The organism is Streptomyces sp. NPDC049627 (assembly GCF_044465645.1).
GTDB lineage: Bacteria > Actinomycetota > Actinomycetes > Streptomycetales > Streptomycetaceae > Streptomyces.
Map to the genome: position 1 here is coordinate 138,060 of NZ_JBITLW010000011.1, position 25,551 is coordinate 163,610.

A 25,551-nucleotide genomic window follows, 5' to 3' on the forward strand; every position below is an offset into this window, starting at 1 on the left:
ACGTCAACGCTTCTCGCACGGGGGCAGGCGGCATACCTCTGGCGATCACACACCGACCGAAGGAGATGCTCATGCGTGCACGTACCGTGCTGGCCGCCATCGCTCTCGCCGGAACTGCTCTGCTCGGAGGCGCGGGCCAGGCCCTTGCCTACGACAACGACGATCTCAGTGGGCTCGGCACTGATTTCGGGAGCACACTTCCGGCCGCGTCCGACTTCGGCAAGGGCGCTCCTGGTTTCGACCAGAGTGCCTCCCGCGCCGACAAGGGTGGCTCGGGTTCCGACCAGAGTGCCTCCGGCTCCGACAACGCTGACTTCAACCAGGACGCTTCTGATCTCAACCAGGACGCCGCCGATTTCAACCAGGGTGCCTCCGGCTCCGACCAGAGCGCCGCAGATGTCAACCAGGCCGGGTCCATTTTCGATCAGCCCACCGGTCGCTGAGGCCTGGGCCACGCCTTCATTCCCTGCCCCGCACCGTGACGCTCACGGTGTGGGGCGGGGCTTTTCCCCATGCAGGGCAGGAACGGGCAGGACAGCGGGCGGGACAGGCGCCGGTATCGCGTGCACGGGATGCTTGAGGGGGGCACCCGACGAGGACGGCCGGGAGGTGAGGGCGATGATCGCCGTCAACCCGATGGACAGCGGCTCGGTGCTGGCGACCTTCGGTGCCCTCGGTGTCCTCGTGGTGATCTTCGCGGAGTCGGGTCTGCTGGTCGTGGGCTTCTTCCTGCCCGGTGACACGCTGCTGTTCCCGGCCGGCGTGCTGTGCGCGGGATCGGCCGAGCAGGCGCCACGGCTGGTGCTGTGGCAGGTGCTGCTGTGCGCGGCCGTCGGCGCGGTGGCGGGCGCCCAGGTCGGATTCCTGCTCGGGCGGCACGGCGGGCGGGCCCTGCTGGCCCGCACCGAGAGACGGCGCGTACGGGAGACGGCGGCGCGTGCGGAGAAGCTCCTGGCCCGCTATGGCTACGGCAAGGCCCTGGTGATCGGCCGGTTCGTCCCGATGGTGCGGACGGTCCTGCACCCCGCGGCCGGAGCGCTGGGCGTGCCCACCCGGAGCTTCACCGTCTGGCAGATCGTCGGCGGCCTGCTCTGGACGCAGAGCCTGGTCCTGGCCGGTTACACCCTCGGGTCCTCCGTCCCCGACATCGACGCCTTCCTGCTGCCGCTGGTCGCCGTCGTCGTCGTGATCTCACTGCTGCCCCTGCTCCCGCTGCTGACCGAGGCACGACGCGAGCGGCGTGATCGCTGACCCGCACTCCCTGCCACCCCTAGAAACACCGCCCTCAAGAGCACCGGCGCGTCAGGAGAACAACGCGCCGACGTCCGGCTTCTTCCCCCCGAAGATCCCGTCCTCCTCCCCCAGCGAAGCCAGCTTCTCCAACGACGCCAGGTCGACCTCGGTCGGCCAGCTGGGCAGGGTCAGGTCGTCGATGACCTCGTCGCTGATCTTGGTGTAGGTGGTGAGGATCCGGCGCGCCTCGTCGGGGTGCTCGGAGGCGTACCGCAGGGATTCGGTCATCGCCTCGGCGAACTTCTTCACCAGCGAGGGGTTGTCCTGCGCCAGCTTCGTGGAGGTGAAGTACGTGGCGACGGTGAGCTTCGGGTCGGTCTCGGCGAACGGGGACGCCACCACGCGCGCGCCCTGCGCCTTGGCGATCGTCATCGCCGGCTCACCCATCCAGGCGGCGTCCACGCGCCCGTCGTCCAGCGCGGCCGGCATCTGGTCGAACGGTATCTCCACGAACTTGACCTTCGAGGGGTCGCCGCCGGCCTTGCGTACCGATTCACGGACCGTCGTGTCGCCGATGTTCTGAAGGGTGTTGACCGCCACCGTCCGGTCGGCTAGGTCCTTGGCCGACTTGACCGGGCTGTCCCGCTTGACGGCCACCCCTGTGACATCGCCGCCGACCTTGCCGTTGGAGGCCGCCCCATTGGCCACGGACTTCACGGGAACGCCCTTCGTCCGGGCGAGCATCAGCGAGGTCGTGTTGCTGAAGCCGAACTGGAACTGCCCGCTCACCACACCCGGGATGATCGCCGCGCCGCCCTGGGCACTGACCATCTTCAGATCGAGGCCGCGACTGCCGAAGAAGCCCTTCTTCTGCCCCAGATAGAGCGGCGCCACGTCCACGATGGGCACGACGCCGACCGTGACCTGCGTCTTTCCGTCCCCTCCGGAGGACGCCCCGGCACCGCCGCCGGAGTCCGACGACCCGCACCCTGCGAGGCCCACGACGACCACCGCCGCGGTGACCAGCCCGAACACGCGCCTTTGCATGGGCTCCTCCTGCTGTGAAACGAGGTGTGCGAGCCGAAAGACCTGGCGGACGTTGTGCAGATTGTTGACGCCTGAAACGTACACACCCAGCTTCCGCCTGTCAGTCCCTCGAACCGAGGGAAGTTCCCACAGGACCCAGAACCTTCCTTGTTCGGCCAGTCGGACATCGTTCGAAACCTCTTGACGCTGCCCCACACCCCGGCTGACACTCTCGCAACACGACGACGTCACACAGCCGAAACGGCAGGGTGCCCACGGCCGAGGCCCCGCCATGCCTCAGCAGGGAAACCCTCATATGCCGTACATCGCACGCGTCCGCAGCCGCGCGAGACGCCGGGCGGGCCGCCTCGCCTGCCTGGCCGCCGCGTCGCTGTTCCTGGGCCTCGCCGCACCCGCCGTCCCCGTACAGGCGGCGGAGACGGCCGGCCCAGCGGAGATCACCGACGGTCTGGCCCTCTGGTACAAGCTCGACGCCGCCTCCGGCAGCACCGTGGCCGACGCCTCCGGCCACGGCCGGGACGGCACGGTGAACGGCACCGCCGACTGGTCGGCCACCGGCCAGGGGCTCTCCTTCAACGGCTCGGACACCTACATCAAGGTGCCGAACGACGTCATGAAGGGCATGGACGCGATCAGCGTCTCGATGGACCTGCTGATCGACTCCGCGCAGGCCACTCCGTACTTCGTCTACGGCTTCGGCAACTCCAGCGGCGGCAACGGCAACGGCTACCTGTTCACCACCGGCAACTCCTTCCGCACCTCCATAGCGACCGGCAACTGGTCGACGGAGCAGACCACCAAGCCCGCCGACTCCCACAACCTGACCCGCGCGGTGTGGAAGCACCTCACGTACACGCAGACCGGCACCACAGGGGTCCTGTACGAGGACGGCGTGGAGGTCGGCCGCAACACGTCGGTCACCATCACCCCCGGCGCGATCGGCTCCGGCACCACCACCGCCAACTACATCGGCAAGTCCGTCTACTCCGGCGACAGGCTCTTCAAGGGCCGTATCCGCGACTTCCGGGTCTACGACCGGGCGCTGACCGGCTCCGAGGTCGAGCAGCTCTCGCTCCCCGTGGCCACGCAGGGCGTCGCCGACGACAAGGCGGCCCTCAGCCTCGGCGACACCGGCGGCGTCACCGCCGACCTGGACCTGCCCGAGACCGGCACGGCCGGCGGCTCCACCATCGGCTGGGCCAGCGACAACACGTCCGTGGTGTCCGACAGCGGCAAGGTGACGCGCCCCGCCGCCGGCGAACCGGCCGGCCACGCCACGCTCACGGCGACCCTGAGGAAGGGCACCGTGACCGACACCAAGAGCTTCGACGTCACGGTCCTGCCCGCCTTCGACGACAAGACCGCCACCGAGCAGGCCGCCGAGGCCCTCACCGTCCACAACCTCGACGACGTACGCGGCAACCTCACGCTCCCCGTCCAAGGCGACTACGGCACGGACGTCAGCTGGTCCTCGGCCGACCCGGACGTGGTCTCCGCCGACGGTGTGGTCCACCGCCCCGCGCACGGCGACGGCGCCACCACGGTCGACCTGACCGCCACCGTCACCAAGGGCGCGGCGAAGACGACCCGGCCCTTCACGGCGAAGGTCCCCGAACTCCCCGCGAAGGCAGCCCTCAAGGGCTACATGTTCAGCTACTTCACCGGCGAGGGCACAGCAGACGGCGAGCAGCTGTACGCCGCTCTCAGCAAGGGCAACGACCCGCTGCACTGGCGGGAGTTGAACGACGGCCGGCCCGTCCTGACCTCCACGCTCGGTGAGAAGGGTCTGCGCGACCCGTTCATCATCCGCTCCCCCGAGGGCGACAAGTTCTACCAGATCGCCACCGACCTCAGGATCTACGGCAACGGCGACTGGGACGCCGCCCAGCGCACCGGCAGCAAGTCCATCATGGTCTGGGAGTCCACCGACCTGGTGCACTGGACGAACCAGCGGCTGGTGAAGGTCTCTCCCGACAGCGCGGGCAACACCTGGGCGCCTGAGGCGTTCTACGACGCGAAGCTCGGCGAGTACGTCGTCTTCTGGGCGTCGAAGCTCTACGACAACGACGCGCACTCCGGCGACACGTACAACCGCATGATGTACGCGACCACCCGCGACTTCTACACCTTCAGCGAGCCCAAGATCTGGATCGACCGCGGCTACTCGGTCATCGACTCCACGGTGATCCAGCGCGACGGCACCTACTTCCGCCTCTCCAAGGACGAGCGGAACAACACCTCCTCCACGCCCAACAGCAAGTTCATCTTCGAGGAGAAGAGCGACTCGCTCCTGAACCTGTCCTGGGACGCGGTCGCCGAGGGCATCGGCAAGGGCGCGATGAACGCCGCCGAGGGGCCGCTGGTGTTCAAGTCGAACACCGAGGAGAAGTGGTACGCGTTCCTCGACGAGTTCGGCGGCCGCGGCTACATCCCCTTCGAGACAACCGACCTCGCCTCCGGCACCTGGACCCCGGCCACCGGCTACGACCTGCCCGCCAAGCCCCGCCACGGCACGGTCCTCCCGGTCACCCAGGCCGAGTACGACCGCCTGCTGCGGGCCTACCAGCCGGACCAGCTCGTGGAGAGCGTCGAGGACGTCGCGGTGAAGACGCGCATCGGTGAGGCGCCGGTCCTGCCGGCCACCGTGATCGCCGAGTACGCCGACGGCGTCAAGCGGCCCGTCGCCGTCACGTGGGAGGACGTCCCGGAGTCCCAGTACGCGCAGGCCGGTACCTTCACCGTGACGGGCAGCCTGCCCGACGGCGCCGCCATACCCGTCCAGGCCCAGGTCACCGTGTCGGAGGAAGGCCCCGACGTCCCCGCCGACCTGCTCCTGCACTACGGCTTCGACGAGAGCGGCGGCAACATCGTCCGCGACTCCAGCGGGCACGGTTACCACGGCACGTACGTCCGCACGCCCGACTTCGGCACCGGGGTCGAGGGCGGCTCGTTCAGGATGTCCGGCGGTTCGAGCTCCTCGACCACCTCGCCGTACGTCCGTATCCCGAACGGCGTGCTGAAGAGCACCGACAGCATCACCGTGTCGACGTACGCCAAGTGGAAGGGCGGCGACAACTTCCAGTGGCTGTTCGGCCTCGGCCCCGACAGCAACAAGTACCTGTTCGCCACGCCCTCCAACGGCGGCTCCAGCCTCTACTCGGCCATCACCAAGGCGAGTTGGTCCGCCGAGTCGAAACTGACGGCGGGCTCGCAGCTCACGCCGGGCGAGTGGCGGCACGTCACCGTCACCCTCGACGGCTCGACCGGCACGATGGTCCTGTACGTCGACGGCATCGAGGCCGCCCGCACCACGACCACCATCAAGCCGTCCGAGCTGTATGACGCCAACAAGGACCACACCGGCTACATCGGCCGGTCCCTGTACTCGGCCGACCCGTACTTCGGCGGCGAGGTCGACGACTTCCGCATCTACGACCGGGCCCTCACAGCCGCCGAGGTCATGGAGCTCAGCGGCAACACCGCGGGCATCGCGAAGGCGACCCACCCCGCGCTGAAGGTCGACGCGATCGTCGACAACGCCGACAGCAGGATCACGCTGCCGATGAAGGAAGGGACCGATCTCACCGCGCTGGCCCCGGAGTTCGCCCTCGCCCACGGCGCGGCGATCAGCCCCGCGTCCGGCAGCGTGCAGGACTTCAGCAAGCCGGTGACGTACGAGGTGACGGGCTCGGACGGGACGAAGCGCACCTGGACGGTCTCGGCGCTCATCATGAAGAGCCCGGTGCTGCCGGGGCTCAACGCCGACCCGAACATCGTCCGCTTCGGCGACACCTTCTACATCTACCCGACGACCGACGGCTTCGAGGGCTGGAGCGGCACGCAGTTCAAGGCATATTCCTCGAAGGACCTGGTCCACTGGACGGACCACGGCGTCGTCCTCGACCTCGGGCCGGACGTCTCGTGGGCGGACAGCAGGGCCTGGGCGCCGACGATCGCCGAGAAGGACGGCAGGTACTACTTCTACTTCTGCGCCGACGCGAACATCGGGGTCGCGGTGTCCGACTCGCCGACCGGACCGTTCAAGGACGCGCTGGGCAAGCCGCTGCTCAAGGCGGGCCAGTACAGCGGCCAGATGATCGACCCGGCGGTGTTCACGGACGACGACGGCCAGTCGTATCTGTACTGGGGCAACGGGCACGCGTACGTGGCGCCCCTGAACGCCGACATCTCCTCGATCGACACGTCGAAGGTCAAGGACATCACCCCGAGCGGCTACAACGAGGGCTCCTTCGTCATCAAGCGCAAGGGCACCTACTACTTGATGTGGTCGGAGAACGACACCCGCGACGAGAACTACCGCGTCGCCTACGCCACCGGCTCCTCCCCCACCGGCCCGTGGACCAAGCACGGCGTGATCCTGGAGAAGGACCTCTCCCTCGGCATCAAGGGGCCCGGCCACCATTCGGTGGTCCACGTCCCGAAGACCGACGAGTGGTACATCGCCTACCACCGGTTCGCCATCCCGGGCGGTGACGGCACCCACCGCGAAACCACCATCGACAAGCTGGAGTTCGACTCCGACGGCCTCATCAAGAAGGTCGCCCCGACCCTGACGAGCATCGACCCGATCGTCAACAGGAAGCCGGCGATCACCTCCGCCATCGGCCCGACGTCCCCCGTGTCGGTCGGCCGTCGCATCACCGTGACGGCCGAGTTCCGGGACGCCGACGTCGGTGACACCCACACCTGCCGGATCGACTGGAAGGACGGCACCGAGCCCACGGCCGGGACGGTCGACGGCACCACCTGCCGGGCCGAACACACCTACACCAAGGCCGACATCCGCCGTCCGGTCATCACCGTCACCGACAACGACGGCGGCTCGGACGGCACCACCCTCCCCGAGCTGATCGTCTACGACCGCTCCGCCGGCCCCGCGCTCGGCGTCGGCCTGATCACCTCACCGGCCGGCGCCTACCCGGCCAAGCCCGGACTGACCGGCAGGGCGGCCTTCACCTTCGCGGCCGCCTACCCGAAGGACGCCACCGTTCCGCTGGGGAAGGCGACCTTCGACTTCGGCGCGGCGAAGCTGAAGCTCCGCTCCACCGGCTCCGACTGGCTCGTGGTCAGCGGCACCAAGGCCGTCTACCAGGGCTCGGGCACGGTCGACGGAAACAGCGGCTACGGTTTCCGCATCACCGTCACCGACGGCCCGGACACCTTCCGTATCCGGATCTGGAAGAAGTCCACCGGTGAGATCGTCCACGACAACGTCACCGGCGCGAAGACGACGGGCGCCGTCAGGATCGGCACCGACTGGCGATGAACACCCGCGTGCCCTGGACCGGTGCCGTGATCGCGGACCGGCCCAGGGCACGCGCGTGTCCGCACCATCACTCGGCCGCCGTCGGTTCCGGCCGCGCACCGACCCTGAAACCGCTCTGAAACCGCGGCAAAGCCGGCGCCCCGCACGCTCTGGGGCATGAACTCACCACGGCAGCACACCGATCGGACGCTCCCGGCCATCGAGGCGGCGGGGCTGCGCAAGGCGTACGGCGAGAAGGTCGTCCTCGACGGCATCGACCTGCGGGTGCCGCGCGGCACGATCTTCTCGCTGCTCGGTCCGAACGGAGCCGGCAAGACCACCACCGTCCAGATCCTCTCCACCCTGATCCGCGCCGACGGCGGCACCGCCCGCGTCGCCGGACACGACCTGGCCGCCGAGCCGCAGTCCGTGCGGGCAGCGATCGGCGTCACCGGCCAGTTCTCCGCCGTGGACAACCTGATCACCGGCGAGGAGAACATGGCGCTGATGGCGGACCTGCACCATCTGGACCGCCGCGAGGGCAGGCGCGTCACCGCCGAACTCCTGGAGCGCTTCGACCTGGTGGACGCCGCGAAGAAGCCCGCCTCCACCTACTCCGGCGGCATGCGGCGGCGCCTCGACATCGCGATGACGCTGGTCGGCTCCCCCGAGGTGATCTTCCTCGACGAACCGACGACGGGTCTCGACCCGCGTTCCCGGCACGCCGTGTGGCAGATCGTCCGCGATCTCGTCGCCGGCGGGGTCACGGTCTTCCTGACCACGCAGTATCTGGAGGAGGCCGACCAGCTCGCCGACCGCATCGCGGTGCTGAACGGGGGCCGGATCGTCGCCGAGGGCACACCGGACGAGCTGAAGCGGCTGGTCCCCGGGGGCCATGTGCGGCTCCGCTTCCCGGATCCGACCGAGCTCGCCCGCGCCGCCGCCCTGTTGGACGTGGGTGTGTGCGACGACGAGGCGCTCACCCTCCAGGTCCCGGGCGACGGCAGCGTCCACACCCTGCGCGCCCTGCTGGACCTCCTCGACGGGCACTCCGTGGCCGTCGACTCCCTCACCGTCCACACCCCCGACCTCGACGACGTCTTCTTCGCGGTCACCGGCCGCCCCGAGCAGGAAAAGGTGCAGAGCCGATGACCACCGCCGTCCAGCCCGCCACCCCGCACGTGCGCGACTCGCTCACCATGCTGCGGCGCAACCTCCTGCACGCGCGCCGCTACCCCTCGATGACGCTCCAGGTCGCGCTCATCCCCGTCTTCCTGCTGCTTCTGTTCGTGTACGTCTTCGGCTCCGCGCTGGGCGCGGGCATCGGGCAGGGCGGCGACCGCACCGCCTACCTCGCCTACCTCGTCCCCGGCATCCTGCTGATGACCGCCGGTGTGGGAGCCGTGCCGACGGCGGTCGCCGTGTGCACGGACATGACCGAGGGCATCGTCGCCCGTTTCCGCACGATGGCGATCTCCCGGGCGTCGATCCTGGTCGGCCATGTCGTCGGCAGCGTCATCCAGACGTTGATCACCCTGACCCTGGTGATCTCCGTCGCCCTCGCCATCGGTTTCCGTCCCGGCGCGAGCCCTGTGGAGTGGCTGGCGGCCTGCGGACTGCTCGTCCTGTTCGTCCTCGCCCTGACCTGGTTCTCCGTCGCCCTGGGCCTGATCAGCAAGACGCCGGAGGGCGCCAGCAACGCCCCCCTGCCCATCTCGTTCCTGCTGCCCTTCGTCAGCAGCACCTTCGTACCGGTCGACTCGATGCCGTCCTGGATCCGCTGGTTCGCCGAGTACCAGCCGTTCACCACGGTCATCGAGACCGAGCGCGGACTGCTGACCGGCACGGGCATCGGCCACGACGGCTGGATGGCCGTGGCGTGGTGCGTGGGCATCGCGGTCCTCGGCTTCGTGTGGTCGCTGCGCCTGTTCGACCGCGACATCCACTGAACACCCCCACCGAAAGAAGGGCAGTTGCCATGACCGCCGTGCACCTCACCCCCGAGCTCGTCGAGAATCCCGTCGGCGCCTACGCCGATCTCCGCTCCCGCCCCGGCCTCGGCCATGTCGTCCTGCCCGGCCTGGACACCCCGGTACGGCTGGTCACCCGGTACGAGGACGTGAAGGCCGCGCTGAGCGAGCCGCGCCTGGTCCGGGACCGGTCGTCGATCGCCGGCTCCGACATGCCCGACCCGCAGGCCGAGTTGCTGGCGCAGGGCATGGACGGCCTCCCGCCCGAGTACGCCCGGTACCTGTCCGGGCACCTGGCCCTCTTCGACGGCGATGAGCACATGCGCCGCCGCAGCCCTCTCACCCGAGCCTTCACCGCCCGCCGGGTGGCCGCGCTGCGCCCCTTCGTGGAGAAGACGGCGCGCGAGCTCATCGAGACCCTCGCCGCGCGCGAACAGGCCGATCTGCTGGGCGAGTTCGCCTACCCGCTCAGCACCGCCGTGATCTGCGCGCTGGTCGGCGTGGACGCGGCCGACCAGGACAGGGTGTGCGGGTGGATCCGGGACTTCGCGTACGGCGACGGCAGCCGCGTCCTCGAAGGGCTCGGCGGAATCGTCGAGTACACGAAGGACCTCGTCGCCCGGCGCCGTACCGCACCGGCCGACGACCTGGTGTCGGCGCTCCTCGCGGACGGCGGCATGACCGACGACGAGATCGTCACCGTCTTCTTCCTGCTCATCAACACCGGCATCACCCCACCGGCCCTGTTCCTCGCCCACGCCGTGCTCGCCCTGCTGGACCACCCGGACCAACTCCGGCGGCTGCGCGCCGAACCGGAGCTGCTCGGCCGCGCGGTCCCCGAACTCCTGCGGTACGTCACGCTGGTCCGCATGGGGGCGACGCTGTACGCCACCGAGGACTTCGTGTTCGCCGGTACGCGGCTGCGCAAGGGCGAGGCGGTGACGGTCGCCCTGTTCGGCGCCGATCACGACCCGGCGGCGTACGAGGCCCCCGAACGCCTCGACATCACCCGGGAGTTCGGCCGGGGCGACGGCCACCTGGCCTTCGGGCACGGGCCGCACTACTGCATCGGCGCGGCCCTCGGCCGTCTGGTGACGGGCGTGGTGTTCGAGGAGCTTCTCGTACGACGGCCCGCGGCACCGGAGTTGGCCGTGGACCGTGCCGACGTGCGGTTCGGGCACTGGCCCGGCGACGGTTTCCATCTGCTGGGCCTGCCGGTCAGGCTGTGAGCCTGTCCCGCGCCACGGCGAGGGCCGTCTCACGCAGCCCCTCCATGTCCAGGGCGGCGTAAGTGGAGACCGCGTCCTCGTAGGCCGCCCTGTCGGCGTGCTCGGCGGCCTCCCGGGCGCGTGCGGAGGACATCGTCGGCTGGAAGGTCCGCAGGAACCTCAGCCGCTCGGCGAGCGCGATCAGCCGTACGCCGCCCTTGTCCCCCTTCGCCAGATCGGCCGTGCCGAGCGCCAGCAGCAGCGCGCCGCACAGCGGGAACTCCGTCGGCGAGACGGCCGAGGAGCGGTTCAGCAGGGTCGTGAGGCGGCCGGGGAAGGCGGCGAGATGGCGTTCGACGACGTCCGTACGGCCGTGCCGGGCGTGCGCGATGACGGCGACCGCCTGGAGTTCCGGCAGCCAGGTCGCCATCAGTTCCTCGCCGCCGGGGGCAGGGCTCACGCCGTGTTCCATCCGGTCCAGGGCCCTGCGCCACAGCCCCAGGCCCGTCTCGACATCGCCGCGCGCGAGGGCCATCTCCGCGCGAGCGCCCAGGTCGGGGGTGAAGGGGTCGGACGCGGCGCCCTCCGGCTGGTGGCGCAGCGCCTGCTCCAGCCAGTGTTCCGCCGCGTCGAGGTCGCCGGCCTGGAGGTGGGCCAGCATGACCCCCCAGCGCAGGCCGATCGAGTCGGTCCACTCGCCCGACTCCTCCAGGGCCGCGAGCGCGTCCAGCATGGGGCCGATCGCCTCCGCGCCGCGCTCCAGCTGGAGGCAGAGTTCGGCGAACCGCGCCCCCGGCCAGATCCGCAGCAGCGGGCCGTTGCCGTCACCGGCCGTGTCGAGCATCCGGCGGGCGGCGGCGTAGGCGAGGTCCGGCTGCTGGTCGTACTCCCACACATAGCCGGCGACGCCGCTGGCGATGCAGGCGACGAGCGGTGCGTCGTCGGCGCACAGCGCGTCGAGGACGCCACGGCCGCCGGGCGCGAGTGCCTCGGGCAGGGCGCTGAGCACCGTCGCCATGGCGCGGAGCAGGGTGTCCGGCGGGGCGGGCGGCAGCCGGCGCAGCGCCACGAGGGTGCGCAGGGGGCCGGGGCCGATACCGAGGAGGGCGTTGGCGGTCAGCAGTGCGGTGGCGGTGCGGGCCGGTTCGACGTACTCGGGGCCGGGCCGGTAGTGCGAGAGCAGGACCGCGGTGTCCTCGGCCAGTGCCGCCAGCCGGGCGTAGTGGGCGCCGGCCTCGGTGCTCCACAGGCTGCCCAGCACGGCGGTGACCGGGGCGACGGTGTCCGGATCCTCGTGGGCGAGGGCGAGCCGCAGCGCCTGGAGGAGGTTGTCCTGCTCGGCGCGGACCAGGTGCCAGGAGGTGAAGGCGTCGGGGCCGAACGGGGCGTCGTGGTGGGCGACGCCGAACTCCCGCGCCCAGCGCAGGAACCGCTCCGTGACGGCCGCGTCCTCGCCGGCCCGCTCCCGGTGGGCGGCGGCGAACTCCCGTACCGTCTCCAGCATCCGGAAGCGGCTGCCGTACGGCGTGTCGGCCACCTTGAGCAATGACTGGTCGACGAGGTCCTCCAGGGTCCCCAGCACGTCGAGGCCGCCGACGAGGTGCTCCGCGGCCTCGGTGGTGAAGCCCGCGGGGAGGACGGACAGGGCACGCAGGGCGGACTGCCCTTCCTCGTCGAGGAGGTTCCAGCTCCAGTCGACGACGGCGTGCAGGGTGCGGTGGCGTTGCGGCGCGTCCCGGGGGCCACCTCGCAGCAGGGCGAACCGGTCTTCGAGACGGCCGGCGATCTCCGGCACCGACATCACTCGTACCCGGGCGGCGGCGAGTTCGGTGGCGAGGGGCAGTCCGTCGAGGCGGCGGCACAGGGCGGTCACGGTGCCGGCCGGCAGGTCGGCGTCGGGGCGGGCGGCGCGGGCGCGCTGCTCGAACAGCTCGACGGTGGTGGTGAGGTCCAGCTCGGGCAAGGGGTAGACGGTCTCGGAGGAGAGGCCGAGCGGGGCGCGGCTGGTGGTGAGGACGCGCAGGTCCCTCGTCCGTGAGACGAGCGCCTGTACGAGGTCGGCGACGCCTTGGACGACCTGCTCGCAGTTGTCCAGGACGAGCAGCGCGGACCCGGCGCCCAGCGCGCCCACGATGCCGGTGATCACGTCACCCTGGGCGCCGAGGCGCGGACTGTCGCCGACGCCCAGCGCGGAGGCGACCTCCGCGGTGACGTCGGCGTCGTGACGGACGCCGGCGAGCGGCACGAGGTGCACGACGCGGTGCTCGGCGTCCCGGGCGACCGCGCTCGCGAGCCGTGTCTTGCCGAGCCCGCCGGGTCCCACGACCGAGGTCACGCGGGAGCTGTGCAGCAGCCGGGTCACGGCGGCGACGTCGGCGTCCCGGCCGAGCAGCGGGTTGGGTTCGTGCGGCACTCCGCGCCGGACGACGGGTGCCTCGCCGCGCAGCAGCTCCTGGTGCAGCTCCTGGAGGGCGGGCCCGGGGTCGGTGCCGAGCTCGTCGCGCAGCCGGCGCCGGTGGGTGTCGTACGTGGCGAGGGCGGCGGCCGGACCGGCGGTGGCCGTCTGGCAGCGCATCAGCTCCAGCAGCAGTTCCTCGTCGCGGGGATACAGGGCGGCCAGTTCGGTGAGCGGGTCCAGGGCCTGCTCACGGCTGCCGAGGCGGGCCAGCGCGAGCGCACGGGAGCGGACCAGCGCACGGTACGTCACGGCCCGCTCGGCGCGCAGCTCGCCGACGGGGTCGCCGAGCGGTGCCGCTTCCCCGGCCGGGGCGCCGTCCCACAGCGCGAGCCCCTCCTCCGCCTCGGCGAGGGCGCCCGCGTGATCCCCCGCACGTGCCTTCTCGGCGCTCGCGGCCGCGAACAGCAGGACGGCAGCGGCGTCGACCTGGTCCTCGCGCAGGGCGAGCCGGTAGCCGGCCGGGGTGCTGGCGATGACCTCGGCTCCGAGCTGCTTGCGGGCCCGCGCCACCAGGATCTGCAGGGCCTTGGCGGGCTTCTCGGGCTGCTCGTCGGGCCACAGCCCGTCGACCAGCCGCCCGGCACCGCACCCGGACCGCAACTCCCCGGCCAGCAGCGCGAGCAGGGCGCGCACCCGGGGCGCGGTGATCTCCTCGCCCTGGTGGGAGACGGACGTCAGCAGCGTCAACTCGATGGTCACCCATGCAGGTTAGTCAGAGCGGGTGGTCAGGTCGGGGGGAAAGATCGGGTGCAACGCTCTCGCAACGTTGCCCGTGCTGTCCTTGCCCCATGTATGAGGAGACCCCGCGCGTCGAACTCACCCCCGCCGCCGCCGACCTGCTGCGCCGCCTGCGCGCGACGCACGGCCCGCTGATGTTCCACCAGTCCGGCGGCTGCTGCGACGGCAGCGCGCCGATGTGCTACCCGGAGGGCGAGTTCCGCACGGGTGACTCGGACGTGCTGCTCGCGGAGCTGGACGTCGAGGGGGTGGCGGAGCCGGTGACGTTCTGGATGTCGCGCAGTCAGTACGAGGCGTGGAGCCACACCCGGCTGATCGTCGACGTCGTCGAGGGCCGGGGCAGCGGCTTCTCGCTGGAGGCACCCGAGGGGGTGCGTTTCCTCACCCGTTCGCGGGTCGTCGGCCGCTAGCAACCCCGCAGGTCATCGCCGTCTGGTGCACTTCCCCCGAGTCCTGGGACATTTGACGAGACCTCAGGGGGGAACTGTGACGCGTCGTCAGAAGCGGTTCGGAGCAGGCAGAGGAGCAGGCAGAGCGGCCCTCACGCTGCTCACGGCACTCGGCGCGCTGGCCGGTGCGGCCCTGGTGGGGGCGGCGCCGGCCGGTGCGGCGCAGGGGGACGTCCGGATCGCGCCGGGCGTGCGGTACCAGGAGTTCGACATCGCGGCACAGAAGGGCCCGGCGCACGCCCACGTGCTCACCGTGGACCTGCGCAATCCGCACGTCCGACTCGATCTGCTGCATCCGGGGGCGGTGGCCGCGCGGTCGACCGTCTCGCGGCTGGCCACCGCGCAGGGTGCCGTCGCGGGCGTGAACGGTGACTTCTTCAACATCAGCGAGACCCAGCATCCGGGCGTCGAGGCCACCGGCGCGAGCGTGGGACCGGCCATCGCCGGCGGCCGGGCGCTGAAGGCCGCGGTGCCCGACGGTCAGCGTTTCGGACCGGCGCTGCCGCCCGGCACCGGCACCGAGGACGTGATCGGCGTGGGCGTCGACCGCCGGGCCCGGATGGACGACCTGAGCCTGGTCGGCTCGGTCCGTACGCCCCAGGGCCGGCTTCCGTTGCGCGGGCTCAACCAGTACGCGCTGCCGGTGGGCTCCGTCGGGGCGTTCACCGCGGCGTGGGGCAGCGCCTCCCGGGTGCGCGCGACGTGCGGCACGGACACGGACCGGGCGGCCCCGTGCAGCACCGACACCTACGAGGTGACGGTCCGCCGAGGCCGGGTGGTGTCGACCGCCGACGTCCCCGGGAGCGGGCCGATCGCCCCGGACACCACCGTGCTCGTGGGCCGGGAGGCGGGCGCGCAGCAGCTGCGGAAGTTCTTCGCGGGCGAGCGAAGCGAGATGGGGGTCCCCCCGGCCGGAGGCTGGGGGAGGGTGAAGGTGCGGCACCGGCTGGTGGCGGCGGCGTCCCGGGTCCCGTACGAGTTCGCCCTCGGCGGCTATCCGGTGCTCGACGACGGGCGGCCGCTGCCCGGGCTGGACGACAGGACCTCGGCGGTGCGAACGGCCGTCGGCATCGCGGACGGCGGCCGGCGCCTGCTGCTGTTCGCCCTGGACGGCGCGCGCGAGTACCGCTCGGGGCTGACCATCGCGGAGGTGGCGTCGGTCATGCGGGAGTTGGGCTCGGTGGACGCCTTCAGTCTGGACGGCGGCGGTTCGTCGACGCTGGTCGCCCGCGCGCCGGAAGCGTCGGAGATCTCCGTACGGAACCACCCGTCCGACGGGCGGGAGCGCCCCGTCCCCAACGGCATCGGAGTCTTCTCGACGCCCTGACGGTCACGGTCGCAGGCTGCTGACGATGTCCGCCGTGGCCGTCAGACCGCTGTTGATGGTCGGCGCCATGCTGGTGCTGGCCAGGTAGAAGCCGAGCAGCAGACATACCAGCGCATGGGTGATCTTCAGCCCGCCGTTGCGTACGAAGATCACCGCCAGGATGAACAGCAGCAGCACCACAGAGATGGAAATGGCCATCGTCAACCTCCTCCGCCACGCCGCCTTGCCCGGTTCACGGCGTTCGGCCGCAAGTGTGGCGTAGCGGAGGGTTGGTCCGGGCGGCTGACCTGTCCGCCGAACGTGTGGTTCTACGCCGGCCGGTGGGCGTCCAGGAATGCCTCCAGGCCCGCCAGGTCGTCGGTGTTCAGGTAGTCCACGCCGGCGGCGAGCAGCTCCGTCCACAGTGCGTCCCGCGCGGGGCCGGCCACGTCCGGGGTGGCCCAGAACCGCACCTGCTGACCGCGCGTGTGAGCCGCCCGGACGATGCCGTGCAGCTTCTGCCGCTCCGCGTCGGGGAAGGGGCCGTCGCCGAGCCAGGTGAAGTTCAGCGTCCAGTTGTCGCTGATCAGCGAGATCAACGAGGCGGGCGCCGCGCTGCCGAGGTCGGCGAGCCGGCCGTCGTAGAAGGCGCGGCGCACGCTCTGCGCCTCCATGGGCGTGCGGGCGGCCCGGTCGCCGGAGATCACGGCGGTGACCGGGCCCGGGAGGACGCGGCCGTGGGCGTAGGTCGTGAACAGGTGCTTGTAGCGGCGGAGGTGGCGGTCGAGTTCGAGGTACGTCGAGGAGCCCTCGGTCTTGATGTCGATGAGCAGTTGGACCGGCTTGCGGTATCCGCGGTACACGGAACCGTGGTTGGCCTTGACGCGGGCGGCGAGCGGGTCCAGGTAGAGGGACTCGAGGGTGCGGGTCGGGTCGAGCTCGGACGCCTCGTGGGCGACGAGCAGTTGGTCGCCGACGAGGAAGATGTCGGCCTCGACGCTGCCGAAGCGGTGGTCGAGCGCGTCGAAGAGGGGACGCGGGTGCTCGTAGTCGTTGTGGGCGTGCGCCCGCCACAACGGGCGCGGGCCGTGCCGGTGTTCGCCCGCGAGCGCGCGGGTGCCGGGCAGGGCGACGGTGCCCGCGAGGGCGGCGCCGAGGGTGGTGAGGGCTCTGCGACGGGTGGTGAGGGCCATGCTCTGCCTCCCTGACAGGGGCGTTCGGGCTTGGGGAACCGCTGTGAGTATGCGATTCCGAAGGACCGAAACAGCAGAGCTGGGCGGCGAGTTGGCCGGACTGCCGCCCTGTGTTCACTTCGTCGGTGCAGGGCACACGGAAAAGCCCGCCCCAGGTCGGGCGGGCTTTCCGTGCGGTTCGCTCAGGTGTATGTCAGGGAGCGCGCAGGTCGACGAGTTCGGCCAGTGCCTCGCGGTGGGCGCCCGCCGTGCCGTAGGCGATCGAGTCGGCCTTGGCCCGCTTCAGGTACAGATGGATCGGGTGCTCCCAGGTCATCCCGATACCGGCGTGCAGTTGCAGCGCCTCCTCGGCGGCGTGCACGGCGACGGGCGCCGCGTAGGCCTGGGCGACGGCCACGGCCACGTCGAGGTCCTCGTCGTCCCTCGCCAGCGCGTCCGCGGCGTTGCGGGCGGCGGCGCGGAGGTTGACGACCTCCAGCCAGAGCTGGGCGAGCCGGTGCTTGAGCGCCTGGAAGCCGCCGACGGGCCGGTTGAACTGCTTGCGCTCCTTCAGGTAGCGCACCGTCTCCGTCAACGCCCAGTCGGCCACGCCGAGTTGCTCGGAGGCGAGCAGCCCGGCCCCGGCGCGCAGGGCCCGTCGTACGGCGGGCTCGGCGTCGCCCAGCCGGCGGCCCGGCGTTCCGTCGAAGGTCACCTTCGCCAGCGGTCGGGTCAGGTCGAAGGGCACCTGCGGCGTGATGGTCACGGCCTCCGCGTCCACGGCGTACAGGGCGCCGTCCTCCGCGGGAACCAGCAGGACGTCCGCCACGGCCGCGTCCGCGATGCCGGTCAGCTCACCCTGCAGAGCGCCGTTCTCGACGCGCACGGACGGGAAGGCGGCGCCCGGGGCGGTGTGCAGCCCGACGGCGAGGGCGCCGATGGTCCGGCCGGAGGCCAGCTCCGCGAGCAGGTCGTCCGCCTCGCAGTCCAGCAGCGCCTCGGTGGCGACGACGGCGCTCGTCAGATACGGCACCGGCGCGACCGCGCGGCCCAGTTCCTCCAGCACCACGGCGGCCTCGCGGTGCGTGGCGCCCTGGCCGCCCCGGTCCTCGGGCACCAGCAGGCCGGCGAGGCCCATGCCGTCGGTCAGCGCCTTCCACGCCGCGCGGTCGTGCGGGGCGTCCGACTCGGTGCGGGCGATCACGCCCGGCGCGTCGCAGTGGTCCGCGAGCAGATCGCGAACGGCGGCGCGGAGGGCCTCTTCCTCCTCGGAGTAGAGCAGATCGGTCATCGGGCCAGGTCCTTCCACGCGACGTCCTTGTCGGTGCGCGGCTCGGACGGCAGGCCCAGGACGCGCTCGGCGACGATGTTCAGCAGGACCTCGCTGGTCCCGCCCTCGATGCTGTTGCCCTTGGCACGGAGATAGCGGTAGCCGGCGTCGCGGCCGGTGAAGTCCACCAGCTCGGGGCGGCGCATGGTCCAGTCGTCGTACAACAGGCCCTCCTCGCCGCGCAGTTCGACGTCCAGGCCGCTGATCTCCTGGTTGAGGCGGGCGAAGGCGAGCTTCATGCCGGCGCCCTCGGGGCCGGGCTGTCCGGCGACGAGCTGCTGGCGCAGGCGTTCGGCGGTGAGACGGGACACCTCGGCGTCGACCCACAGCTTCAGCAGCCGCTGATGCAGGTCGTGGGTGCGCAGCTCCGGGCGTTCGCGCCAGGTCTTCGAGACCGGGCCGATCATGCCGCCCTCGCGGGGCAGCCGCATGCCGCCGATGGCGACGCGCTCGTTGTTCAGCGTGGTCTGCGCGACCTTCCAGCCGTCGCCGATCTCGCCGAGGCGCCGCGAGTCCGGGATGCGGACATCGGTGAGGAAGACCTCGTTGAACTCGGCCTCGCCGGTGATCTGGCGCAGCGGCCGGACCTCGACGCCGGGGTCGGTCATGTCGCAGAGGAAGTACGTGATGCCCGCGTGCTTGGGCACGTTCGGGTCGGTGCGGGCGATGAGGATGGCCCAGCGGGAGTTGTGCGCGCCGGACGTCCACACCTTCTGCCCGTTGACCACCCAGTCCTCGCCCTCACGGACGGCGCGCGTCCCGAGCGCGGCGAGGTCGGAGCCGGCGCCGGGCTCGCTGAACAGCTGGCACCAGACCTCCTCGCCGGTCCACAGGGGCCGCAGATAGCGCTGCTTCTGCTCCTCGGTGCCGTACTTGAGGATCGTCGGGGCGGCCATGCCGAGCCCGATGCCGTTGCGGCGCGAGTCGTTGTCGGGGGCGCCGGCCGCCTCCAGCTCGGCGTCCACGACAGCCTGGAGGGAGCGCGGGGCACCCAGCCCGCCGAGGCCCTCCGGGTAGTGGACCCACGCCAGACCGGCGTCGAAGCGGGCCCGGAGGAATTCCAGGCGGTCGGTCGTGGCCGGCGGATGCGCGGCCAGCAACTCCGCCGTGCGGCGGCGCAGTTCGGCGGCGTCGGTCATGCCGCTCCTCCTTCGGTGAGTCCCGGGAGCACGGCGACACGGCCCGTGGTCACGCCGTCGGCGACGCGCTGCACGGCGGCCGCGGCCCCGCCCAGCGGGACGCGCTCGCTCACCAGCGGCTTGATGGCGCCCCGGGCGGCCAGTTCGGTGAGCTGTTCGTGGCAGTGCTGGATCAGCTTCGGGTTCTTGGTGTTGTACAGGCCCCAGTGCAGGCCGAGGATCGAGTAGTTCTTCACCAGGGCGTGGTTGAGGGCCGGGCTGGGGATCGTGCCGCTCGCGAAGCCGACGACCACGATCCGGCCCTCGAAGGCGACGACCTTGGCGGACTGGGCGTAGGCCTCGCCGCCGACGGGGTCGTAGACGACGTCGGCGCCACGGCCGCCCGTGGCCTCCTTCACGGCGGCGATGACGTCCTCGCTCCGCCGGTCGACGACGACGTCACAGCCCAGTTCCCGGGCGACGGCCGCCTTCTCGGCGCCGCCGACGACACCGATGACGGTGGCGCCGGCGGCCTTCCCGAGCTGCACGGCCGCGCTGCCGACCCCTCCTGCGGCAGCGTGGACGAGCAGGGTCTCCCCGGCCTGAAGACCGGCCCGGCGGTGCAGGCCGAACCAGCCGGTCTGGTAGCCGATGTGCAGGGCGGCGGCCTCGGCGTCGTCCAGCGCCTCGGGGGCGGGCAGGACGGCCGCGGCGTCCGCGACGGCGTACTCGGCGAAACCGCCGTAGGGCAGCGCGGGGTTGGCGAGGACGCGGCGCCCGTCCTCGGTCTCGCCGCAGATCTCCACGCCCGGCGTGAACGGCAGCGGCGGCCTGACCTGGTACTGCCCCCGGCACAGCAGCGCGTCCGGGAAGTTGATGTTCGCGGCACGCACCTTCAGCAGGACCTGGCCGTCACCCGGCGTGGGCGTCTCGACGTCCTCGAGGCGCATCGCCTCACTCGGCTCGCCGTTCTGGTGCACTTGCCATGCCTGCATGCGGGGCCTCCACGGGACTGCTTCGTCTGACCGGGGTCGCTTCGCATACTAAGCGGTCGCTTGCCGATCAGGGAACAGTCCGCCGGGGAACAGTCGCGTCCGTCAGGCTTTCCGGGGACGCGCCCGTACGTGCATCCGCTCCCCCTGGGGCCCGAACAGACTGAGGAACTCCGCCGGCCCCTCCCCCGTCGACCCGAACCAGTGCGGCACCCGCGTGTCGAACTCCGCCGCCTCTCCTGCCGTCATCACCACGTCGTGGTCGCCCAGCACGACGCGCAGCCGCCCGGACAGCACGTACAGCCACTCGTAGCCCTCATGGGTGCGCGGCTCGGGTTCCTCCCTGCGCTGCGGCACCAGCACCTTGAAGGCTTGCAGGCCACCGGGCTGCCGGGTGAGCGGCCAGTAGGTGCGTCCGTGCCGCTCGAGGGGCTTGGCCCTGATCCGCGGGTCGCCCACCGGCGGCGTCCCGACCAACTCGTCCAGCGGCACCTGATGGGCCTGAGCGATCGGCAGCAGCAGCTCCAGGCTGGGCTTGCGCAGCCCGGACTCCAGCCGGGACAGGGTGCTCACGGAGATGCCGGTCGTCTCGGACAGCGCCGCGAGCGTCACCTCCCGCTCCTTCCGGATCCGCCGCAGCCGCGGCCCGACCTCCGCGAGCACGTCATCGGTAGTCATGACTCTCATTGCAGAATCGGCAAAGACGTTTGTCAATCCCGCGCCCTCGGAGTGACCGTGGCGGCATGACCGAGACATACGAAGTGATCGTGATCGGCGGCGGCGCGGCCGGCCTGTCCGCCGCGCTCGTCCTGGGCCGCGCCCGGCGCCGCACCCTGGTCGTCGACGCGGGTGAGCCGCGCAACGCGCCCGCCGCCCATATGCAGGGCTATCTGTCCCGGGACGGCATGCCGCCGGCCGAGTTCCTGGCGATCGGGCGGGAGGAGATCGCGCGGTACGGCGTCGATCTGGTCCGGGACCGGGTGGTGGACGTCGAGCGCGGCGAGGGCTTCGCGGTCGCCCTGGCCGGCGGTCGGCACGTGCACGCACGGCGCCTGGTCATCGCCACCGGCCTCAAGGACGAGCTGCCGGACGTCCCCGGCGTCGCCGAGCGCTTCGGCAAGGACGTGCTGCACTGCCCGTACTGCCACGGCTGGGAGGTGCGGGACCAGGCCTTCGGCGTGCTGGCGACGACCCCGATGAGCGTGCACCAGGCGCTGATGGTGTCCCAGTGGTCGAAGGACGTGACGTTCTTCCTGCACGAGCTCGCGGAGGAGTCGCTGTCGGACGACGACCTGCGCAGGCTCGCGGCGGCCGGGGTGAAGGTCGTGCCCGGTGAGGTGGCCGAGCTGGTGATCGAGGACGACCGGCTCACCGGGGTGCGGCTCGCCGACGGCACGGTGCACGCACGCGAGGTGCTGTTCGTCGCACCGCGCGCGGTTCCGCAGACCGGACTGCTGGAGAAGCTCGGCGCCGAACTCCAGGAGACCCCCATGGGCGCGTACCCGGTGGTCGACCCGACGGGGCTCACGTCCGTACCCGGCGTCTGGGCCGTCGGCAACGCGATGGGCTTCTCGGAGCAGGTCATCAACGCGGCGGCGGGCGGCTACCGGGCAGGGGCCTTCATCAACGGGGAGCTGCTTTTCACCGACCTCGATGCAGCCCCCCAAGGGGCGCGGGGAACTGCGCGACCAGCCACAACGGACTCGCAGACGACAGACGGCCCATCTCGGCACTCACCCAGGGTGTAAACCGGCGGAGCCCGTTGCACCATGGGCTGCATGCTGCTCACCCGGCTGGCCCAGGTGTCCCAGGACGTCGCCGCGACCTCGGCACGGTCCCGGAAGATCGCTCTGCTGGCGGAACTCTTCCGGGACGCCGAAGCGGACGACGTGCCGATCGTCATCCCCTATCTGGCGGGACGCCTCCCGCAGGGGCGGCTCGGCATCGGCTGGAAGGCGCTGAGCCGCCCGGTCGCCCCGGCCACCGAGCCGTCCCTCACCGTCCGCGAGGTGGACGCCCGGCTCACCGGGCTCGGCAAGGTCTCCGGCACCGGCTCCCAGGCCGAACGGGCCCGCATGGTGGGCGAGCTGATGGGCGCGGCCACGCAGGACGAGCAGCGCTTCCTGATCGCGCTGATCACCGGCGAGGTGCGGCAGGGCGCGCTGGACGCCGTGGCGGTGGAGGGCCTGGCCCAGGCGACCGGGGCGCCGCCGGCGGACGTACGCCGGGCGGTGATGCTCGCCGGGTCGCTCCAGACGGTGGCCGGGGCCCTGCTCGCCGACGGCCCCGCCGCCCTCGCCCGCTTCCGGCTGACCGTCGGCCGCCCGGTCCTGCCGATGCTGGCGCACACCGCCTCCTCGGTGACCGAAGCGGTCGACAAGCTCGGCACGTGCGCGGTCGAGGAGAAGCTGGACGGCATCCGCGTACAAGTGCACCGGGACGGCGATGCCGTACGGATCTACACCCGCACGCTCGACGACATCACCGACCGGCTCCCCGAACTGACCGCGACAGCACGGGAGTTGAGGGGTGAGCGGTTCATCCTCGACGGCGAGGTCATCGCCTTCGACGCGGAGGGCCGCCCCCGCTCCTTCCAGGAGACCGCCGGCCGCGTGGGCTCCCGGGTGGACGTGGCGACGGCGGCCGAGGAGGTCCCCGTCTCCCCCGTCTTCTTCGACGCGCTGTCGGTCGACGACCACGACCTGCTCGACCTGCCGTTCACCGAGCGGCACGCGGAACTCGCCCGGCTGGTCCCCGAGCCGATGCGGGTGCGCCGCACGCTCGTGTCCGGCCCGGATGACCTCCCGCAGGCCGAGGACTTCCTCGCCGAGACCCTGAAGCGGGGACATGAGGGCGTCGTCGTGAAGGCCCTCGACGCGCCCTACAGCGCGGGCCGGCGCGGCGCCTCCTGGCTGAAGGTCAAGCCCGTGCACACCCTCGACCTGGTCGTCCTGGCCGCCGAGTGGGGCCACGGCCGCCGCACCGGCAAGCTGTCCAACCTCCACCTGGGCGCCCGCACGGCGGACGGCGGCTTCGCGATGCTCGGCAAGACCTTCAAGGGCATGACCGACGCGATGCTGGCCTGGCAGACCGAGCGCCTGACGGAGCTGGCCGTCGAGGACAGCGGCTGGGTGGTGACCGTACGCCCCGAACTCGTCGTCGAGATCGCCTACGACGGCCTGCAGCGCTCCACCCGCTACCCGGCCGGTGTCACCCTCCGCTTCGCGCGCGTGGTCCGCTACCGCGAGGACAAACGGCCCGAGGAGGCCGACACGGTCGAGACCCTCCTCGCCGCCCACCCGGAGGTGAAGCCGTGACGACCTCCTCCGGCGCGAAGCGCAGCGCAGGCCTGCTCCTGTTCCGCCATACCGATGACAGCCTGGAGGTGTTGCTCGGCCACATGGGCGGCCCGTTCTTCGCCAAGCGCGACGCGGGGGCATGGACGATCCCGAAGGGCGAGTACGCACCCGACGAGCCCGCCTGGGAAGCGGCCCGCCGGGAGTTCCAGGAGGAGCTGGGGCTGCCACCGCCCGACGGGGAGGCCGTACCGCTGGGCGAGGTCAAGCAGTCGGGCGGCAAGATCGTCACGGTCTGGGCGGTCGAGGCCGACCTCGACCCGGCGACGGTCGTCCCCGGGACGTTCGAGATGGAGTGGCCCCCGCGCTCGGGGCGGACGCAGTCGTTCCCCGAGCTGGACCGGGTGCAGTGGCTCGGCCTCGACCGGGCACGGGAGGTGATCGTCAAGGCCCAGGCGGCGTTTCTCGACCGGCTGGCGGAGCACTCGGCCTGAGCAGACGTACACGCGTTGCGGTCGCCGCCGCCGCGCGCGAAGGTCGGAACAACAGTCCGCTCCCAGGAGGTCGGTCATGCCCATCGCAACGGTGAACCCGGCGAACGGCGAGACGCTCAAGACGTACGAGCCCATGGGCGAGGAGGAGATCGAGCGCAGGCTCCAGCTCGCCGAGGCCACGTTCCGCACGTACCGGTCGACCAGCTTCGTCGACCGCGGCCGTCTGCTGCTCCAGGCCGCGACCCTCCTGGAAGAGGACCAGCAGGACATCGCCCGCGTGATGACCACCGAGATGGGCAAGCCCATCAAGCAGGCCCGCGCGGAGGTCGCCAAGTGCGCCAAGGCGATGCGCTGGTACGCCGACCGCGCCGAGGACCTGCTCGCCGACGAGGAGCCGGCCGAGTCCGACGTGAAGGACTCGGGCGCCTCGCGGGTACGGGTGCGCTATCGCCCGCTGGGGCCGATCCTCGCGGTGATGCCGTGGAACTTCCCCCTCTGGCAGGTGGTCCGGTTCGCGGCGCCCGCGCTGATGGCGGGCAACGTGGGCCTGCTCAAGCACGCCTCGAACGTCCCCCGGACCGCCCTCTACCTCGAGGACCTGTTCCACCGGGCGGGCTACCCCGAGGGCTGCTTCCAGACCCTCCTCATCGGCTCCGGACAGGTCGACGACGTCCTGCGCGACGAGCGGGTCAGGGCGGCGACCCTCACCGGCAGCGAGCCCGCGGGCCGGGCGGTCGCCTCCACCGCCGGGGAGATGGTCAAGAAGACGGTGCTGGAACTGGGCGGCAGCGACCCGTACGTCGTCATGCCGTCGGCCGACCTCGACCGGGCCGCACAGGTCGCGGTGACCGCGCGGGTGCAGAACACCGGGCAGTCGTGCATCGCCGCCAAGCGGTTCATCGTGCACACGGACGTCTACGACGCCTTCGCCGAGCGGTTCGTCGAGGGCATGAAGGCGCTGGTGGTCGGCGACCCGATGCAGGAGGAGACGGAGGTCGGCCCGCTGTCGAGCGAGAAGGGGCGGGACGATCTGGAGGAACTCGTCGACGACGCCCGGCGCAGTGGGGCGGAGGTGCTGTGCGGCGGCCACCGGCTCCGCCGGCCCGAACTGCCCGGCTGGTACTACCCGCCGACCGTCCTCGCCGGCATCACCCGTGAGATGCGGATCCACCGCGAGGAGGCGTTCGGACCGGTCGCCACGCTGTACCGGGCCGGCGATCTGGACGAGGCGGTGCTCATCGCCAACGACTCGCCGTTCGGGCTGAGTTCCAACGTGTGGACGCGGGACGAGGCCGAGGTCGACCGGTTCGTCCGGGATCTGGAGGCCGGCAGCGTGTACGTCAACGGGATGACGGCGTCCCACCCGGCTTTCCCGTTCGGCGGCGTGAAGCGGTCCGGGTACGGGCGTGAGCTGTCCGGGCACGGAATCCGCGAGTTCTGCAACATCACCACTGTTTGGCACGGTGCGTGAGCG

General features: G+C 71.5%; 20 protein-coding genes. 12 read left to right on the plus strand and 8 right to left on the minus strand.

Annotated elements, in window-relative coordinates; genetic code table 11:
- The first annotated feature begins 71 nt into the window (after positions 1-71).
- Complete coding sequence (locus ACIBU0_RS28875) at positions 72-443, plus strand: hypothetical protein (protein WP_398824155.1); 372 nt, start codon at positions 72-74, stop codon at positions 441-443.
- Between the two features lie 175 nt (positions 444-618).
- Positions 619-1,251, plus strand: coding sequence for a DedA family protein (locus ACIBU0_RS28880; protein ID WP_398824158.1), 633 nt, complete (start codon positions 619-621; stop codon positions 1,249-1,251).
- Between the two features lie 51 nt (positions 1,252-1,302).
- Here ACIBU0_RS28880 and ACIBU0_RS28885 read toward each other — a convergent pair whose 3' ends face one another.
- Complete coding sequence (locus tag ACIBU0_RS28885; RefSeq protein ID WP_398824161.1) at positions 1,303-2,280, minus strand: ABC transporter substrate-binding protein; 978 nt, start codon at positions 2,278-2,280, stop codon at positions 1,303-1,305.
- A 295-nt stretch (positions 2,281-2,575) separates the two neighbouring features.
- On the opposite strand from ACIBU0_RS28885, the gene ACIBU0_RS28890 reads away from it, so the two are divergent.
- The 4 genes from ACIBU0_RS28890 to ACIBU0_RS28905 all read left to right on the plus strand — a co-directional run bounded on the left by ACIBU0_RS28890 (position 2,576) and on the right by ACIBU0_RS28905 (position 10,745).
- Positions 2,576-7,567 carry a family 43 glycosylhydrolase gene (locus tag ACIBU0_RS28890; protein WP_398824164.1) on the plus strand — a complete coding sequence of 1,664 codons (4,992 nt, stop codon included), beginning with the start codon at positions 2,576-2,578 and terminating at the stop codon, positions 7,565-7,567.
- 156 nt (positions 7,568-7,723) lie between these two features.
- Positions 7,724-8,698, plus strand: coding sequence for an ATP-binding cassette domain-containing protein (locus tag ACIBU0_RS28895; RefSeq protein WP_398824167.1), 975 nt, complete (start codon positions 7,724-7,726; stop codon positions 8,696-8,698).
- Positions 8,695-9,495, plus strand: coding sequence for an ABC transporter permease (locus ACIBU0_RS28900; RefSeq protein WP_398824171.1), 801 nt, complete (start codon positions 8,695-8,697; stop codon positions 9,493-9,495). The genes ACIBU0_RS28895 and ACIBU0_RS28900 overlap by 4 nt, the downstream gene beginning before the upstream one ends.
- 29 nt (positions 9,496-9,524) lie before the next feature.
- Positions 9,525-10,745, plus strand: a complete 1,221-nt coding sequence (locus tag ACIBU0_RS28905) for a cytochrome P450 (protein WP_398824174.1) — start codon at positions 9,525-9,527, stop codon at positions 10,743-10,745.
- Here ACIBU0_RS28905 and ACIBU0_RS28910 read toward each other — a convergent pair.
- Positions 10,735-13,881 carry an ATP-binding protein gene (locus ACIBU0_RS28910; protein ID WP_398824177.1) on the minus strand — a complete coding sequence of 1,049 codons (3,147 nt, stop codon included), beginning with the start codon at positions 13,879-13,881 and terminating at the stop codon, positions 10,735-10,737. The two genes, ACIBU0_RS28905 and ACIBU0_RS28910, sit on opposite strands and share 11 nt — an antisense overlap.
- Positions 13,882-13,970: 89 nt before the next feature.
- On the opposite strand from ACIBU0_RS28910, the gene ACIBU0_RS28915 reads away from it, so the two are divergent.
- Positions 13,971-14,330, plus strand: a complete 360-nt coding sequence (locus ACIBU0_RS28915) for a DUF779 domain-containing protein (RefSeq protein ID WP_398824180.1) — start codon at positions 13,971-13,973, stop codon at positions 14,328-14,330.
- Positions 14,331-14,406: 76 nt separating this feature from the next.
- Complete coding sequence (locus tag ACIBU0_RS28920; protein ID WP_398824182.1) at positions 14,407-15,696, plus strand: phosphodiester glycosidase family protein; 1,290 nt, start codon at positions 14,407-14,409, stop codon at positions 15,694-15,696.
- Positions 15,697-15,699: 3 nt separating this feature from the next.
- Here the strand turns inward: ACIBU0_RS28920 and ACIBU0_RS28925 are convergent, their stop codons facing one another.
- From ACIBU0_RS28925 to ACIBU0_RS28950, 6 genes are all read right to left on the minus strand, one after another.
- The gene (locus tag ACIBU0_RS28925; protein WP_107912016.1) at positions 15,700-15,894 is read right to left on the minus strand and encodes a hypothetical protein; all 195 of its coding nucleotides are present in this window, start codon (positions 15,892-15,894) and stop codon (positions 15,700-15,702) included.
- Between the two features lie 110 nt (positions 15,895-16,004).
- Positions 16,005-16,868, minus strand: a complete 864-nt coding sequence (locus tag ACIBU0_RS28930; protein WP_398824186.1) for a phosphatidylinositol-specific phospholipase C/glycerophosphodiester phosphodiesterase family protein — start codon at positions 16,866-16,868, stop codon at positions 16,005-16,007.
- Positions 16,869-17,061: 193 nt separating this feature from the next.
- Positions 17,062-18,138, minus strand: coding sequence for an acyl-CoA dehydrogenase family protein (locus tag ACIBU0_RS28935; protein WP_398824189.1), 1,077 nt, complete (start codon positions 18,136-18,138; stop codon positions 17,062-17,064).
- Complete coding sequence (locus ACIBU0_RS28940) at positions 18,135-19,316, minus strand: acyl-CoA dehydrogenase family protein (protein ID WP_398824192.1); 1,182 nt, start codon at positions 19,314-19,316, stop codon at positions 18,135-18,137. The genes ACIBU0_RS28935 and ACIBU0_RS28940 overlap by 4 nt, the downstream gene beginning before the upstream one ends.
- Positions 19,313-20,290: an NADPH:quinone oxidoreductase family protein gene (locus tag ACIBU0_RS28945; protein ID WP_398824195.1), complete on the minus strand. Its 978-nt coding sequence runs from the start codon at positions 20,288-20,290 to the stop codon at positions 19,313-19,315. Before ACIBU0_RS28945 ends, ACIBU0_RS28940 begins: the two co-directional genes overlap by 4 nt.
- A gap of 102 nt (positions 20,291-20,392) precedes the next feature.
- On the minus strand, positions 20,393-20,965 hold the full coding sequence (locus tag ACIBU0_RS28950; protein WP_398824199.1) for a helix-turn-helix domain-containing protein: 573 nt from the start codon (positions 20,963-20,965) through the stop codon (positions 20,393-20,395).
- Between the two features lie 65 nt (positions 20,966-21,030).
- Between ACIBU0_RS28950 and ACIBU0_RS28955 the strand changes: the two genes are divergently transcribed.
- The 4 genes from ACIBU0_RS28955 to ACIBU0_RS28970 all read left to right on the plus strand — a co-directional run bounded on the left by ACIBU0_RS28955 (position 21,031) and on the right by ACIBU0_RS28970 (position 25,548).
- Positions 21,031-22,035, plus strand: coding sequence for an NAD(P)/FAD-dependent oxidoreductase (locus ACIBU0_RS28955; protein WP_398824202.1), 1,005 nt, complete (start codon positions 21,031-21,033; stop codon positions 22,033-22,035).
- A gap of 30 nt (positions 22,036-22,065) precedes the next feature.
- Positions 22,066-23,604, plus strand: a complete 1,539-nt coding sequence (locus tag ACIBU0_RS28960; RefSeq protein ID WP_398824205.1) for an ATP-dependent DNA ligase — start codon at positions 22,066-22,068, stop codon at positions 23,602-23,604.
- A complete protein-coding gene (locus ACIBU0_RS28965; RefSeq protein ID WP_398824208.1) occupies positions 23,601-24,077 on the plus strand; it encodes an NUDIX domain-containing protein in 477 nt (158 codons plus the stop codon). Before ACIBU0_RS28960 ends, ACIBU0_RS28965 begins: the two co-directional genes overlap by 4 nt.
- A gap of 76 nt (positions 24,078-24,153) precedes the next feature.
- On the plus strand, positions 24,154-25,548 hold the full coding sequence (locus ACIBU0_RS28970) for an NADP-dependent succinic semialdehyde dehydrogenase (RefSeq protein ID WP_398824211.1): 1,395 nt from the start codon (positions 24,154-24,156) through the stop codon (positions 25,546-25,548).
- Positions 25,549-25,551: the final 3 nt, after the last annotated feature.

Excerpts from the sequence above, each read along its gene's own strand:
- ACIBU0_RS28875 (WP_398824155.1), top strand. The coding sequence starts at position 72 with ATGCGTGCACGTACCGTGCTGGCCGCCATCGCTCTCGCCGGAACTGCT.
- ACIBU0_RS28880 (WP_398824158.1), top strand. The coding sequence starts at position 619 with ATGATCGCCGTCAACCCGATGGACAGCGGCTCGGTGCTGGCGACCTTC.
- ACIBU0_RS28885 (WP_398824161.1), bottom strand. The coding sequence starts at position 2,280 with ATGCAAAGGCGCGTGTTCGGGCTGGTCACCGCGGCGGTGGTCGTCGTG.
- ACIBU0_RS28890 (WP_398824164.1), top strand. The coding sequence starts at position 2,576 with ATGCCGTACATCGCACGCGTCCGCAGCCGCGCGAGACGCCGGGCGGGC.
- ACIBU0_RS28895 (WP_398824167.1), top strand. The coding sequence starts at position 7,724 with ATGAACTCACCACGGCAGCACACCGATCGGACGCTCCCGGCCATCGAG.
- ACIBU0_RS28900 (WP_398824171.1), top strand. The coding sequence starts at position 8,695 with ATGACCACCGCCGTCCAGCCCGCCACCCCGCACGTGCGCGACTCGCTC.
- ACIBU0_RS28905 (WP_398824174.1), top strand. The coding sequence starts at position 9,525 with ATGACCGCCGTGCACCTCACCCCCGAGCTCGTCGAGAATCCCGTCGGC.
- ACIBU0_RS28915 (WP_398824180.1), top strand. The coding sequence starts at position 13,971 with ATGTATGAGGAGACCCCGCGCGTCGAACTCACCCCCGCCGCCGCCGAC.
- ACIBU0_RS28925 (WP_107912016.1), bottom strand. The coding sequence starts at position 15,894 with ATGGCCATTTCCATCTCTGTGGTGCTGCTGCTGTTCATCCTGGCGGTG.
- ACIBU0_RS28930 (WP_398824186.1), bottom strand. The coding sequence starts at position 16,868 with ATGGCCCTCACCACCCGTCGCAGAGCCCTCACCACCCTCGGCGCCGCC.
- ACIBU0_RS28935 (WP_398824189.1), bottom strand. The coding sequence starts at position 18,138 with ATGACCGATCTGCTCTACTCCGAGGAGGAAGAGGCCCTCCGCGCCGCC.
- ACIBU0_RS28940 (WP_398824192.1), bottom strand. The coding sequence starts at position 19,316 with ATGACCGACGCCGCCGAACTGCGCCGCCGCACGGCGGAGTTGCTGGCC.
- ACIBU0_RS28945 (WP_398824195.1), bottom strand. The coding sequence starts at position 20,290 with ATGCAGGCATGGCAAGTGCACCAGAACGGCGAGCCGAGTGAGGCGATG.
- ACIBU0_RS28950 (WP_398824199.1), bottom strand. The coding sequence starts at position 20,965 with ATGACTACCGATGACGTGCTCGCGGAGGTCGGGCCGCGGCTGCGGCGG.
- ACIBU0_RS28955 (WP_398824202.1), top strand. The coding sequence starts at position 21,031 with ATGACCGAGACATACGAAGTGATCGTGATCGGCGGCGGCGCGGCCGGC.
- ACIBU0_RS28960 (WP_398824205.1), top strand. The coding sequence starts at position 22,066 with ATGCTGCTCACCCGGCTGGCCCAGGTGTCCCAGGACGTCGCCGCGACC.
- ACIBU0_RS28970 (WP_398824211.1), top strand. The coding sequence starts at position 24,154 with ATGCCCATCGCAACGGTGAACCCGGCGAACGGCGAGACGCTCAAGACG.